This is a genomic window from Streptococcus sp. GMD4S (genome assembly GCF_000296955.1).
In genome coordinates, this window is record NZ_AJRE01000034.1 from 1 (window position 1) to 14,049 (window position 14,049).

The 14,049-nt window shown below is 35.3% G+C and carries 19 protein-coding genes; all 19 read left to right on the forward strand.

Annotated features, from left to right (window positions below):
• Window positions 1-209: CPBP family glutamic-type intramembrane protease (locus GMD4S_RS13725; RefSeq protein ID WP_337459733.1), on the forward strand; the 209-nt coding region annotated here is incomplete at its 5' end.
• A 153-nt stretch (window positions 210-362) separates the two neighbouring features.
• Window positions 363-1,169, forward strand: coding sequence for an alpha/beta fold hydrolase (locus GMD4S_RS02880; protein ID WP_000668468.1), 807 nt, complete (start codon window positions 363-365; stop codon window positions 1,167-1,169).
• 11 nt (window positions 1,170-1,180) lie between these two features.
• A complete protein-coding gene (locus tag GMD4S_RS12800) occupies window positions 1,181-1,309 on the forward strand; it encodes a hypothetical protein (RefSeq protein ID WP_000900024.1) in 129 nt (42 codons plus the stop codon).
• 87 nt (window positions 1,310-1,396) lie between these two features.
• Window positions 1,397-2,014 carry an SAP domain-containing protein gene (locus tag GMD4S_RS02885; protein WP_000573126.1) on the forward strand — a complete coding sequence of 206 codons (618 nt, stop codon included), beginning with the start codon at window positions 1,397-1,399 and terminating at the stop codon, window positions 2,012-2,014.
• Window positions 2,015-2,053: 39 nt separating this feature from the next.
• Window positions 2,054-2,908: an ADP-ribosylglycohydrolase family protein gene (locus GMD4S_RS02890; RefSeq protein ID WP_000900003.1), complete on the forward strand. Its 855-nt coding sequence runs from the start codon at window positions 2,054-2,056 to the stop codon at window positions 2,906-2,908.
• Window positions 2,909-2,937: 29 nt separating this feature from the next.
• Window positions 2,938-3,348, forward strand: coding sequence for a DUF7668 domain-containing protein (locus GMD4S_RS02895; RefSeq protein WP_000523681.1), 411 nt, complete (start codon window positions 2,938-2,940; stop codon window positions 3,346-3,348).
• Between the two features lie 234 nt (window positions 3,349-3,582).
• Window positions 3,583-4,251 (forward strand): hypothetical protein, encoded by a 669-nt coding sequence (locus tag GMD4S_RS02900; RefSeq protein ID WP_000760101.1) that lies wholly within the window; start codon window positions 3,583-3,585, stop codon window positions 4,249-4,251.
• Between the two features lie 113 nt (window positions 4,252-4,364).
• On the forward strand, window positions 4,365-5,027 hold the full coding sequence (locus GMD4S_RS02905) for a DUF443 family protein (RefSeq protein WP_000420676.1): 663 nt from the start codon (window positions 4,365-4,367) through the stop codon (window positions 5,025-5,027).
• A 124-nt stretch (window positions 5,028-5,151) separates the two neighbouring features.
• Window positions 5,152-5,808: a DUF443 family protein gene (locus tag GMD4S_RS02910; RefSeq protein ID WP_000248558.1), complete on the forward strand. Its 657-nt coding sequence runs from the start codon at window positions 5,152-5,154 to the stop codon at window positions 5,806-5,808.
• A 42-nt stretch (window positions 5,809-5,850) separates the two neighbouring features.
• On the forward strand, window positions 5,851-6,507 hold the full coding sequence (locus tag GMD4S_RS02915; protein WP_260469115.1) for a hypothetical protein: 657 nt from the start codon (window positions 5,851-5,853) through the stop codon (window positions 6,505-6,507).
• A 132-nt stretch (window positions 6,508-6,639) separates the two neighbouring features.
• Window positions 6,640-7,401 carry a hypothetical protein gene (locus tag GMD4S_RS02920; RefSeq protein WP_001108329.1) on the forward strand — a complete coding sequence of 254 codons (762 nt, stop codon included), beginning with the start codon at window positions 6,640-6,642 and terminating at the stop codon, window positions 7,399-7,401.
• A 38-nt stretch (window positions 7,402-7,439) separates the two neighbouring features.
• The gene (locus tag GMD4S_RS02925; RefSeq protein WP_000841302.1) at window positions 7,440-7,802 is read left to right on the forward strand and encodes a hypothetical protein; all 363 of its coding nucleotides are present in this window, start codon (window positions 7,440-7,442) and stop codon (window positions 7,800-7,802) included.
• A 180-nt stretch (window positions 7,803-7,982) separates the two neighbouring features.
• Entirely contained in the window at window positions 7,983-8,864 is an 882-nt protein-coding gene (locus tag GMD4S_RS02930; protein WP_000710093.1) for a diacylglycerol/lipid kinase family protein, read from the forward strand.
• 63 nt (window positions 8,865-8,927) lie between these two features.
• Window positions 8,928-9,419: a phosphoribosylanthranilate isomerase gene (locus tag GMD4S_RS02935; protein WP_001086572.1), complete on the forward strand. Its 492-nt coding sequence runs from the start codon at window positions 8,928-8,930 to the stop codon at window positions 9,417-9,419.
• Between the two features lie 178 nt (window positions 9,420-9,597).
• Window positions 9,598-11,337, forward strand: a complete 1,740-nt coding sequence (locus tag GMD4S_RS02940) for a glycoside hydrolase family 13 protein (RefSeq protein ID WP_000423952.1) — start codon at window positions 9,598-9,600, stop codon at window positions 11,335-11,337.
• A 156-nt stretch (window positions 11,338-11,493) separates the two neighbouring features.
• On the forward strand, window positions 11,494-12,369 hold the full coding sequence (locus GMD4S_RS02945) for a DUF4300 family protein (RefSeq protein WP_000831842.1): 876 nt from the start codon (window positions 11,494-11,496) through the stop codon (window positions 12,367-12,369).
• A 21-nt stretch (window positions 12,370-12,390) separates the two neighbouring features.
• Window positions 12,391-12,573, forward strand: coding sequence for a hypothetical protein (locus GMD4S_RS02950; protein WP_000451082.1), 183 nt, complete (start codon window positions 12,391-12,393; stop codon window positions 12,571-12,573).
• Window positions 12,574-12,641: 68 nt separating this feature from the next.
• Window positions 12,642-13,148 (forward strand): YfbM family protein, encoded by a 507-nt coding sequence (locus tag GMD4S_RS02955; RefSeq protein ID WP_000525332.1) that lies wholly within the window; start codon window positions 12,642-12,644, stop codon window positions 13,146-13,148.
• 177 nt (window positions 13,149-13,325) lie between these two features.
• The gene (locus tag GMD4S_RS02960) at window positions 13,326-13,880 is read left to right on the forward strand and encodes a hypothetical protein (RefSeq protein WP_000532578.1); all 555 of its coding nucleotides are present in this window, start codon (window positions 13,326-13,328) and stop codon (window positions 13,878-13,880) included.
• Window positions 13,881-14,049 lie beyond the last annotated feature (169 nt).

Genomic DNA, 14,049 nt, shown 5'->3' on the forward strand with positions numbered 1-14,049 from the left:
TATATACATTATTTTTAAGTTTTGTTTTAGGGCTTCTTTACCGTCAAACGAAATCTGTGGGATACTGTGTATTATTTCATGCATTCGCGAATTTGTTAAATCTCTATTTTGTGTTAAAAATTAATTTTATTTTTATTATCATTTTTATTGTTTATTTAATCTATACTATATTGGCAAGTAACAGAATTAGTAAGGAAAAAATATTTTAAATTTTTGATCAGTATAACTATTATCGAAAGTAATGATTGATGTATTTAGATGATCAATGTTAGTGAATTTCAATTTGATGAGGCATCACTGCTTGTTCAAACTGATTTAACAAGTATTTATCTAGTGAAAGTCCTACAGTAAGGAGTTTAAACATGAAATTCCATGAATTTGGTGATAAAAATTTACCTCCTATTTTACTGATACATGGTGGTGGTAGTTCTTGGTGGAATTATCTTCGTCAAGCACGAATCTTGTCAAAAGAATACCGTATTATTCTACCAACTTTGAATGGCCACGGCGAGGTATATCAACTTGATTATGTTTCTACTGAAGATTCTGCTTTGGAGATTCTAGACTATATCAAAGCAAACTGTGATGGGAAATTGTTTGCAATCGGTGGTGTTTCACTTGGTGGTCAAATTGCCATGGAGCTTTTGTCTTTAGACAGTGAAATTGCTAAGAAGGCCATCATAGACGGAAGCCTCTGTATTCCTCAACCAAGGTTAGCTAAAATCAGCATCTTTCTAGTGTCTCTATTTGGTAAATTGATGTTCAATAAATTCTCTTGCAAACTTCAGTTAAGCATGATGAACAAACTCTATCCTAAACTGGCTTATCCAGAGGAAATAAAAGCTTATTATTTAGAGGATTTGCCAAGGACGCCTGTCAAAACATTGGTGACCATTTACAAAACCTATATGGGGCATTACAAGCTAAAGGATACGATTTCTGCTAGCAAGGCTCATGTTCTGTATATTTATGGTGAAAAAGAATTGAACTGTGTGAAAGAATCAGCGAAATTATTTCATCAGCTACATTCAAATACAATTTTGTGTGAAGCAAAGGGCTATAACCACGGCTATTTATCAGTTTACCTGCCTTATGAGTGGATTGATTTGGTGGTGCCATTTTTAAAGAGTGATTCATTAGAAATGTGTAACGAATCTGATATGCCATAAGGAGGAAACGGATGCTAGGGGCAATTATTGGAGATATTGTAGGTTCAGTTTACGAATGGAACAATATCAAAACGAAGGATTTTCCTTTATTACGTGAGGATTGTTTTTTCACGGATAATACGGTAAGTCCGAACCGCTGAATGTGTGAGTTTGTTAGTGAAACGTAGCTAATCCTCAAAAAAATTATTTTAAGATGAAAACTAGATTGGTTTTAAGGAGGTAAAATATTGATAGAGAGCAGACCTGAGTTTGATACAATCAAATCCTTTGATGAGTTTAATAAATACTATTGGTATCGTGATGAACTTTCACAGATATGCAAGTCATTGGGGCTTGAATATAGAGGTACAAAACGAGAACTCAATCATATTATTGAGCAGTACTTTAAGGGTATTTTGATTAAAAAATCATCAATAAAAAGGAAAAAGAAACAAGTAGAAGTCGTTACCTTATATACGCCCTTACTTGAGTGCGGATTCTCCTTTAATGCATACTTTAGAGAATATTTCTCAACTTTAACAGATGTTTCGCCCTTTAAATTTACTGCTGATATGGCTACAGCTTGGAGAAAAGTAAAAAGGGAACACGATTTGAGTTTTACAATCCAAGATATGCTAAAAGTTTATTATGGAAATTCAGATTATGCAAAGTATGACCATTCGGTTTGTCAATGGAATCAATTTTTAAAAGACTTTTGTGCAGACGAAAATAGTCGCAATTACTCGAATAAACTAAAAGTAGCTTCTATTCTTTGGAAAGAAGTTAGAAATTCAAGTAATGAAAAAATTTATTCAAAGAATCTTTTGACCGAATATGCTGATAAAGTAAAAGAGTATGAGAAGTAGAAATATCAGTTTAAACCAATAGTTAACAAGGAGGAATCTATGCTAGGAGCAATTATCGGAGACATTGTAGGTTCAGTTTACGAATGGAACAATATCAAAACGAAGGATTTTCCTTTATTTCGTGAGAATTGTTTTTTTACGGATGATACTGTCATGACCTGCGCAGTTGCTGAGGCTATTATGAATGGTGGTCACCAGGATGACTTTATTGATGCTATGAAGAAATACGGCAAGTTGTATCCCGATGCGGGCTACGGTGCTCGGTTTAGTAGTTGGATCAATAGTGACAATCGTGAGCCTTATAATAGCTTTGGAAATGGATCTGCTATGCGTGTTTCTCCATGTGCTTGGGTCATGGACTGCGGTTTTTGTGCGAGAACTGGTATGACGCCATCAACTAGAAATCTTGCACGCCTTTCTGCAGAGGTCACCCATAATCATCCGGAAGGGATCAAAGGCGCTATGGCAACAACAGATGCTATCTTTATGTGTAGATATTTCTTTGGAGGTTATTGTGGGGATTATGAGCAACCAATTAAGGATAATCCCACAGAGTGCAAAAGACGGATCAAGGATTATATAGAGAAGGAATTCGGATATGATTTATCCCAAACTTTAGATGAAATCCGTCCTAGATACCATTTCAACGAAACATGCCAGGAAACGGTTCCTCAGGCCATTATTGCATTTCTGGAAAGTACAGATTTCGAAGATGCGATAAGAAACGCCATCTCACTTGGTGGCGATAGTGATACACTGGCAGCAATTACAGGAAGTATAGCTGAGGCAGCATACGGTATTCCTGATTGGATCAAGGAAAAGGCCTATTCCTATCTAGATGAGCCATTAAAGGATGTTATTAGGAGATGGGAGCTTTACATAGCAAAAAAATGATTATGTAGCTGATTAGAAAGGTGGAGCATATGGGATTACTTGATAAGTATATAAAGAAAGATGAAAACTATAAAAAGAAAAAAGTTATAGAGGTTGTCTCAAATATCTTAACCGCTATTCATCTGAAAAAATATGAAGACATTATGAATTATGTCGACGAATCAGAGATTGATGATTTAAATGAATTCTTTGGTTATGTTGAAAAGACATTGGAATTGAATGATTTTGACACGATTGATGAGTATGGTGTGGAATGTCATTTCAATCCGCCTTACGAGTATTCTCAATTGGAGATTTATGATTATGATGACCAGACTGGGTTTGCTGTTGATTATGATTTGACTTCAAATTCTGAATTAGTAGATATGAGATTGCAAATAGAGTTTCTATATACCGATAATGGCTATACGGTAAGATTTCTTGATGTCGATCCTGGTTAGGAGAAGTTTAACAAGCAATATCCTTGGTACACTATTTATACAGGCATTTAAGATTTTCTTGAATGTCTTTTTTGCACAAGAGTAAGGTCAAAGCTTTTAAACTATCAAGTTTTCCTATCAATAGGTCAATTGTCTTTAAATGTATTTTATGAATGAATCTAAATGGTTATAGAAAGCCATTTCCAGTATGTTCATGCTATAATAGTTTTAGACTTTTTATTTTTGGAGATATAAATGAAAAAATATAAGCATTTATTATGGCTTTCTGCCTTGATCATCATACTGATATCACTATTTTCACTGAATGGGTGTAGTTTGGGTGGTGAGACCATTCCCAAAAACAGAACAAAAGAACAGTACGAATTTGAAAAAACGTTTGAACCTATGTTTAAATTTTTAGAACAAGACAAGAAAGATTTTACGGGATTAAAGGCATACACTAGTAGAATTTATATAAAAAATCAAGATGAAGTAAAAGAATACGAAGTAGATTTAGATATCACTCAAGCTGATATTAAAGGTGATTATACAATAACAATTGGCGAGGATAACAAAACTGTTCCGGTTACATATTCTAATGGGAAGTTAAATTATGGGTCGGAGGTAACTCCTTTATATGATGAAGAAATTCTTAATTTAGTGGTACAAAGAGAATTCTTTACTTCTTTAGATGTAAAGGAGACCTTTAAGAGTGCAGAAACAGAGCTTCGTGAGATTGTATATCAGCCAGAAAATAACTCTGACCTCTATAAACATCTAAAAAGCAAATATGATTTACCAGAGGAAACAACATGTATAGTATTAGTAAATCATTCTAGCTCAACTATATATAGAGTAACTATTCAACTAAAATCTAATCAAAAGATTGTGCAAATTAGTAGTGTTATTTTTGAAAAAGAATGAGGTTTCCATGAACGAAATTGAAAAGAGTAATCGCCGAGTTGAAATGTCTCCAGTATTATCGAAAGTAGTGTTGAATTAGAAAAGAAGTATTTAAAGGTGTTTGGGTGGTAAATATGGAATTAAAATTTAAAGAAACAAATAAAACTTTTCATAAAATTGTAGAATTTAAAGGAGAAAAATATCTTTTGGATATGACTAGCATTAGCCCTAAAACTTATTTCTGGGGTTATCTTCCCAGTGAAATCACAGCTAAATGCTTAAAGTTAGATAAAAGAGATATACGTTTTGAGAGTGTGGCTCCAACAATGAGTAAATCAATTGGTATTGGAATAGGTGTAGCAATAGGCGGAGCTTGTTATGGGATTGTTACGAATGCTTTTAAGAGTTATGACATTAGCCATAATATTTCTTTTAAATTGGGTTTATTTGTCCTCTTTATTGCCCTGGCTTATCTTACTTTCAGGTTCATTGCTTTTGTGGTTCGTCATAATCTTCAACAAAAACTTTCAAGTAAAGAAACGAAGTATCAAATAGTTTTCAAATTAGCAAGACCACAACGTCAGTTAAAACTGTATAAACTTCTGCCTATTCTTTTCGTTATGGTTATAGGATGTTTGGGGTTTTATATATTTACTGATAATGGGACAGAGGCCTCTATCCTTATCATTAACAGTATTATATTTTTGGGTTTCTTTACGGTTATCTTAGGTATGTTACCACTCCGAGAAAGTTACGAAAAGCAAGAGATTATTTTTGATAGAATAGAGAAGTTATAATTTATAGTAACTTTATGAGGATTAAAACTATAACAAATGAGATGGGTGACAATCTTAATAAAAGTATATCAGATGTTGGCAAAGCATTTGATTCCGGTATTAAATCAATTCAGAAAGTGTTTGGGTGGTAAATGTGAAAATTAATTTTAGAGGATTAGATGTTGCTTATTTTGATGTGTTAGAGATGGGAGAGAAAAAGTACGTTCTTGATTCCAACTCCACAACACCAAAGAGTTATTATTGGGGACTTTCCCCTGAAACTCTTGAAGTTGATTTGATAGAACTCGATAGTCAGAATAAAAATTTTGATAAAAAAATTAAGATGGGTCCTTCAGGAATGCGTATGGTATCTATTGGTTTTAGCCTTCTTTTGTATAGAGTAGTAACATCAATTTTTAGATATTATGATATTAGTCATAATCTATATTTAAAAGTATCTTTATTTCCTATATCTATTTTGGTAGCTTATATTGTCTATCAAAGTATTTTAATCAAATCAAGGAAGGAAATTTCAAGTCGTTTATCGCAGGAAAAGAAGAGGTTTAAAATAATCTTTCAGAATAATAAGAAAAAAAGACAATTCCATGCCTATCTATTTCTCATTTTACATACAATTGCTTTCTCTATTTATATGGGAGAAGATGATGGAACAGAAGCTGCAATTCTAGTGTTGAATGGTTTGTTGGCCTATCTATTTATTTGGATTGAATCTGGCGTTATTCCATTGACTTATGCTTATCAAAAGAAATACCTAGAATTTAAAGAAGTGAAAAAGGTATAATGTAACTTATAATAAAATTCAGAAAGTATTTGAGTGGTAAATGTGGAATTAAAATTTAAAAATTCAAGCATGATGTGCTTTCAAATTGTTCAGATAGATAAAGAATCGAAGAAGTATGTCATGGATACAAGTACTATAAGCCCCAAGAGCTATTACTGGGGAATAAAAACAGATACAATTACAGTGAACATGGTAGAGATTGAAAAGAATAATAACCAATTCGAAATTAAACCTAGCAGACCTGTAAGTGCAACAATGGGAGCCATTATCGTTCAACCAATCGTCAAGGTTAGCTATGATGCGCTGAAAAAATTTTTTATTCACAATAATATTAGCGAGCAAATATTATTAAAGTTATTACTCTTTGCAATTTCTATGCTGATTTCTTATTTTGCAATTCTGATTTCATTAAAGTTATCCCATAATAAAGCAGATAAATGGATTCCTCAAAACAGCAATAAATACACAGTGACCTTTACAACTATTAAAAAAAGTAACGGAGGAGTATATCCTTTGGTTGGAGCAATTGCCCTTTGTTTACTTTTCTTTCTTGGTTTGAATAATGGAACAGAAGGGGCTTTTTTGGTAATCAATGGAATCATATCGTTATTCTTTTTCATGTTTACTCTAGGAAGTTTTCCAATCGCTCATCCATACAAGCATGGTCAAATTGAGGTTGAAAAGATTGAGAAAATATAGAATAAATGATATTGGAAATAGTATCGATTCAGGTATTAAATCAATTCAGAAAGTATTTGGGTGGTGAGCGACTCATTTAAAGTTCAAGACAGCTCTTACAATGCAGCATTGTGAGTTAGAAAAGGAGTAATAATGAATTACTTAGAATTACGTAAAAAATATGCTTTTTATAGAAAAGTTGCGATTGTTTTGGCTGTTCTTCTCATTCTTTTTGTAGCTTGGATGGTGAACGATAGGACTATTCAATTTCTTTGTATTATACTCATAAATGCACTCTTATTTCTTTTCATTGCACTAATCAGAAGAGGGTATGTAAGGAGTGGTACTAAGTTACTGTATATGGACTTAGATTTACCATCTTGGAAGCAATACATTGAGTTGAACAAAGATGCAAAAAGAGCTATTATACAAATGGATGTAAAACTAACATCTGTTGGGTATTCCTATTTGATTGGTGATTTCGATGCTGCCATTAAGGAGGCTTCTGAAGCAATGACTGATCAAAAACTGAAGCCGAAATACAGAGATTTTTTAGAGAGTTACCTCATTCGCTCAACAGTTCTTGCAAATCCTGACCTGACCAGAGATGAGCTTGAACTCATGTTAAATAAAATGTCCATATCAGATCCAACTCTAGCTGAAAAAACAAAAAGCGTGAGTCTTGCTCTATACGATTTAACAATTGCCCATCAATCCAATGATTATTTTGAAGAATTGGAAAACGAATTTAAATATCAACAATTGGAAATCACTTACTATCAAGCTTTGAACTCTAAATTAAAAGGAGATATGATCAGGGCGAATGAGTTGTTTAAAAAAGTCTCTCAAGAGGATGAAGAGATCTATATCGTACGGAAGTCTAAAGAATTTTTAAAAAGTGAATCTATTAATTAGCGATGAATAAGTACAGAAAAGGATAAAAAGGATTAAGTGTGAAATCAAATAAACTATTGCTAATAAACGGAGTTATTTCTTTAATTGGAGCTTTAACGATTATTTACCTTTCTTCTAAAATGTGGAAATTTGAACTCGTTTACTGGGTGATACCTAAGCTTGTTAGACTTTCCAGTTGGGATGGAATCTACTTTTCAACTTGTTTAATATTGCTGTTTTTTGGTTTTGTAGCATTCCTTCTTTATGATGAGGAATCAAAAATCAATAAGAAGACTTATCAGTTTCTTTTGATTGCATCGATTATTGGTTTTATTCCAATATTAGCTGGATTTTCCAGTGTGTTCGCATTTGTTTCAGCTATTTTATACTTAATGGATTATATAAAATTGTCAAAAAAGTAAAGTAGTGGATTGCTAACAATAAGTATTTATTCTTGTTTAAGTTTAGGTTAGTGCTTGATACATTAACGTCTCTATTCTAGTTAGTGGATTCGATTTTTCAAGCATTTGGATGGCGTTTACATAACTCAAGTGATATAATTAGTTACTAGAATTTTTGTAACTATTAAAGGAGTATTATCAATGAAAAAAGCAATGTTAATTATAAACCCTACCTCTGGTGGGGAAAAGGCTTTGGATTATAAGGTCAAGCTGGAGAATAAGGCCAAAGATTATTTTGAGCACGTGGAAACCAAAATTACTGAAAAAGCGCTGGATGCAACACACTTTGCTGAGGAAGCCTCTCGTGAGCAGTACGATGCAGTGGTTGTTTTCGGTGGAGACGGGACTGTCAATGAAGTCATTTCGGGTATTGCTGAGAGAGACTACATTCCTAAGTTAGGGATTATCCCAGGCGGTACAGGTAACCTCATTACGAAACTGTTGGAAATCAATCAAGACATCGATGGTGCGATTGATGAACTTGATTTTAACTTAACCAACAAGATTGATATCGGTAAAGCAAATGATAACTATTTTGGTTATATCTTTAGTATCGGTTCTCTGCCTGAGGCGATTCACAATGTGGAGATCGAGGACAAGACAAAATTCGGTATATTAGCCTATGCTGTAAATACCATGAAGTCTGTGATGACGGATCAGGTCTTTAACATTAAGGTTGAGACAGAAAATGGAAATTATGATGGTGAAGCGAGTCATGTTTTGGTTCTCTTGACAAATTACTTCGCTGATAAGAAAATCTTTGAAGAAAACAAAGACGGCTATGCCAATATTTTGATTCTAAAAGATGCTTCTCTATTCTCTAAATTATCCGTCATTCCTGATTTACTAAAAGGCGATGTTGTCGGCAATGATAATATTGAGTATATCAGAGCTCGTACTATTAAAATCTCTTCAGATAGTGAGTTGGAGTCAGATGTTGATGGCGATAAGTCGGATAACCTACCTGTAGAGATTAAGGTACTGGGCCAGCATATTGAAGTTTTTTCACAACCGAAAGAGTAGAAGATAGAAACAAGTTTGTCTTTCACTGAGAAATAAAGTTTTATATCAAAGATTGGAGGAAGGATGAATTCTCTATTTGATGAATTTCGAACAATTTGTTCTCATTTAAACCAAGTTGGAATCACACCCACGCTCATGGGGTCTTTGGGTTTTGAATACCGTTCAAATGAAGATTGGGAGCCGTCTGACATTGACATTCATGTCTCTGGAGATCCTAGAGGCTGGGAAGCGCCTGATCATCTCAGGATTTATGACTGGGACAAGATAATGAAAGTGATGAACCACTTAGGCTATACCTTGGTAGATATTCACGAGCACGAATTCCAAAAAGATGATGTGAGCGTTGAATTTGGAAGTATCGATTCCTTACCTGATTTTGCAGGAGTTTCGAAATCAGATATAGAGTTGATTCATCTCGAGGACATCACGTTTCGTGTTCCAAGTTTGGAACAGTATTTCAGTATATACAAGGCTTCTTCCCAAGATTCCTATCGAAATGACCACAATAATAATAAAGATTTTAAAAAGATAGATTGGCTTGAAAGGCATTTGTAAATCATCAATCAGAAAGTAGTAGGTATTAAATCTTACTGCTTTTTTATATTCTCAAAAACAATCCACTCGAAACTACGGACAAGTCTTGAAAATAAAATTTTAAAGTAGTATACTAGAATCACAATAATGAAAACGTTTGCGCAGCAAGATGAATAAAAGTAAACTAGGAGACAGAACAATGGAATTAACAGCCATTTACCATAGACCAGAGTCAGAGTATGCGTACCTTTATAAGGATAAGACAATGCACATTCGTATCCGGACCAAGAAAGATGATATAGAAAGCATCAACTTGCATTATGGAGACACTTTTATCTTTTTAGAGGACCATTATGAAGCAATCAAGGAGATGGTCAAAGTAACTTCTGATGTCTTATTTGATTACTGGCAAGCGGAAGTTTCAGTTGGCTATGCACGACTCCAGTATCTCTTTGAACTCAAGGATAAGCAGGGTCAGAGTATTTTGTATGGCGATAAGGGATGTGTTGAAAATACGCTAGAAAACCTTCATTATGAAGGAAATGGCTTTAAAATTCCGTATATCCATGAGATTGATGCTTGCCATGTTCCTGACTGGGTAGCAGAGATGGTATGGTACCAGATTTTCCCAGAACGCTTTGCTAATGGCAATCCTGAGATTTCACCTGAAGGTGCGCTAGCTTGGGATTCCTTTATCAAGCCAAAGACGAGCGATTTCTTTGGTGGTGATTTACAGGGCATTATTGACCATCTGGATTACTTGCAAGACTTAGGGATTACAGGTCTTTATCTCTGTCCGATTTTTGAATCCCCAAGCAATCACAAGTATAATACGACGGATTATTTCGAAATAGATCATCATTTTGGAGATAAGAAAATTTTTCGTAAACTGGTGGAGGAGGCCCATCAGAGAGGGATGAAAATCATGCTGGACGCTGTTTTCAATCATATCGGGGATCAGTCTCTGCAGTGGCAGGATGTTCTCAAGCATGGTGGAAAGTCGGAATATAAAGACTGGTTCCATGTTCAAGAGTTCCCAGTAACCAAAGATAAGCTGGGGAATCCAAGAAAGCTCCCTTATCATACCTTTGCCTTTGCCAGCTATATGCCCAAGCTCAATACGGCAAATCCTCAAGTAAGGGACTATTTACTAAGCGTTGCGACCTACTGGATTGAAGAGTTTGATATCGATGCTTGGCGCTTGGATGTGGCTAATGAAGTGGACCACCAATTTTGGCGAGATTTCCGGAAGGCTGTCCTGGCTAAAAAGCCTGACCTTTATATTCTTGGAGAAGTCTGGCATACTTCACAGCCTTGGCTAAATGGCGATGAATTCCACGCAGTCATGAATTATCCTCTCTCCGACAGCATCAAGGATTATTTCTTGCGAGGGACTAAGAAGTCACCTCAATTCATCGATGAGATCAATAGCCAATCAATGTACTATAGACAACAGATTTCGGAAGTGATGTTCAATCTTTTGGATTCGCACGATACGGAGCGGATTTTGGCTACTGCCAAGGGAGATGCCCAACTGGTTAAGTCTGCCCTAGCTTACCTCTTTCTACAAAGAGGGACACCGTGTTTCTACTATGGAACAGAGTTGGGGTTAGGTGGAGGGCCAGATCCAGATTGTCGTCGTGTCATGCCTTGGGAACGTGTTTCCGACAGTAATGACATGCTTAATTTTATGAAGAAGTTGATTCAGCTTCGTAAGGAGGTTTCAGGCATTATCCAACATGGCACCTATAGCCTAAAAGAAATTAAGCCGGACGTGCTAGCTCTTGAATGGGATTATGATGGACAAAAGGTCCAAGCTATTTTTAACCAATCAAGTGAAAACTATCTTGTAGACCGTGATTCTGTAGTGCTAGCCAGTCATTGCCAAGAATTGGGACTGCAACTGGCGATTTTGCCTAAAGGTTTCGTCATTCAATAAAAAATAGGATTAAAAAGGCTGTAATGAATGGGTGATTCGTGCGGTCTTTTTTTGACTTATGTAGTATAATATAGCTAAGTCAACGATTACTAGCTGAATGATTAGTGAATGGTGTTTAAAATGAAAAAGAGACTTGTAGTCTAGAAGGAGAATTGCATGAAACGAACGAGAAAAGTAGTAGCCTTGGGACTGTGTTTGCCCTTATTTCTTGGCTTGGCTGCTTGTCAGCAAAATAATACGAGCACTGAAGCTGCAAATCAGACACAGACCAGTTCAGATAAAGTTCCTTGGACGGCTTCATATTCCAATCTAAACGGTCAAGTCAGTACCGAAGAGGTCAAATCTCTCTTATCAGCTCACTTGGACCCAAATAGTGTTGATGCATTTTTCAATCTTGTCACCGCCTATAATGCGACAGTCGGCTCTACTGGCTTAAGTGGTGATTTTGCCTCCTTTACGAAGACAGAATACGACGTAGAGAAAATCAGCAATCTTTGGAATCAAAAAAAGGGTGACTTTGTCGGAACCAACTGCCGTATCAATAGCTATGCGCTCTTGAAAAATTCAGTCACGATCCCAAAACTTGAAAAGAATGATCAGCTTCTTTTCGTGGATAACGATGCTATCGATAAGGGAAAGGTGTTTGATGCAAAAGATAAGGAAGAGTTTGATATTCTATTTTCTAGGGTAGCGACGGAAGCAACGATGGATGTAAAAGTTCATGCGCAGAAGATGGAGAAATTCTTCTCACAGTTTCAATTCAATGATAAAGCTCGAATGTTGTCTGTTGTGTTGCATGATAATTTGGATGGAGAGTATCTTTTTGTTGGGCACGTAGGTGTTTTAGTGCCAGCTGAGGAGGGTTTCTTATTTGTAGAGAAACTGACTTTTGAAGAGCCTTATCAAGCAATTAAGTTTGAGAGCAAGGAAGATTGTTACAAGTATTTAGCTACAAAGTATGCGGATTATACAGGTGATGGACTGGCCAAACCTTTCATTATGGATAATGAAAAGTGGGTTGAAGGATATTAAGCTAGGCAAGGGAGAAGTAGTATGGAGACAGTAGTAGCACTTTTAGTTGTCATTCTTATCGGATTCTGGGCTGTAAACATTCTCAAGCCTCGTAAGGCAAATCAAAAAGAAAGATTTTTAGGCTATATGCAGCGCTATGATATAGAAGGTGAGGGTTATCAGTCAGAAGTCTGGGAAGTGACGGAAGATGAGAATGAGAAATAAGGAGGAGAGTCCAAAAACAGTAGATATCTTGCCTTTTTCAAGAAAGGGGACCAATAGGAGGAAACATTATGGGAATGATTGCTAATTATCAATATCTGTCTGACAATGAATTAAGCCAAATAAAGCGGTATTCTCGTCAGGAAGAGGAATTGCTTGACTTGGTAGAGGATTATCCTGAGGGAAATGATACGTTGATAGATATTGACAAAATGTGGGATGCCTTGCTCTTTGTTATGACAGGTTTTAATAGTTCAGAATTTATGGATGACGACCCCTTGAGAGAAGCTGTCTTGGGAGTGACTCCTTTAGAAAATGTATCGGAGTATATAGCCTATACTGAACACTCAAAGATAACTGAAATTGTCCAAGCTTTAGAGAATTTTGATATGGATAAGGCTCTGGCTGACTTTAGCATGGAAGCATGCAAGAAGGCAGATTTGTATCCCGATATTTGGGATTATCTTGATGAAGAGGAAGAAATCAAGGATGATATTCGAACCTGTTTTGTAAAAATGAAAAACTTTTATAAGAAAATCTTAACTCTCAAAGGAAATGTCTTAGTGACTATTTGTTAACTACTTTTACCACTGTTAGTCAGGTGCCTGATGAATGCACATCTAGAAAATCGTACACCTGATGATTTGTCTGGTGAAGGAAATATTCCAAAGTATAGTTGGACGGAATAGGTAGAAATTGGTTATAGAATTTGTAAGCATAATAGATTTTAAACTTTAAGATGGAGGACTAAAGAGATGGGAAGAATTGAATGGGAAAATGCCAAGACACGTTTAGATGCCTTGCTTGTCATTGATGAGTATCGAACAGATCCAAATGAGACCTGGCTTCGATTGATCGTTAAGACTGAGGGAAGCTATGGGGTTCGTTACCTTATCGACAATGGTTCTGGTGATTCTCTAGATGTGATGTTCACTGATAAAATGATCCTTATAAAGGGCTTTGATCATGAAAGCAGTTTGAGTCAATTTGCTGCGGATGAGTGGAATCAAGACATCATAGACGGATTTTATAAAGGACTGGATGTAAAGTATCAAAACCTATATTCAGAAGAGCAAAAAGATGAAACAACTTTCTTTATCTGGTATGACGGTCAAGAGCATCAAAATACCTACCAAGAGCAGGACGGTGGCGAATGGTTGTTATCCTATTTCTTTGACAGTTTTGAGAAATTTCATGAGTTTGTGACGGATTACTATTCAATTACTGTAGATGAGGATTTACTTAGAAAACTTTACAATCAAGGACAGCTTTCAGAAGTAGAATTGGAGCAGTTGATTCGCACTTCCTAGCTAGAAATGTGTATAAAATCTGATGAAAAGAACTGATTTTCAATATCAAGTTATACTTTAAGATTATTGAAGCAGCTAATGGTTGTAGTTTCTTTTTTCTTATGTCTATAACGCTTTAAAGCGATTTCTTTTTATTGTTGAATAATATTTTGCGAACAAAAAAAGAAAT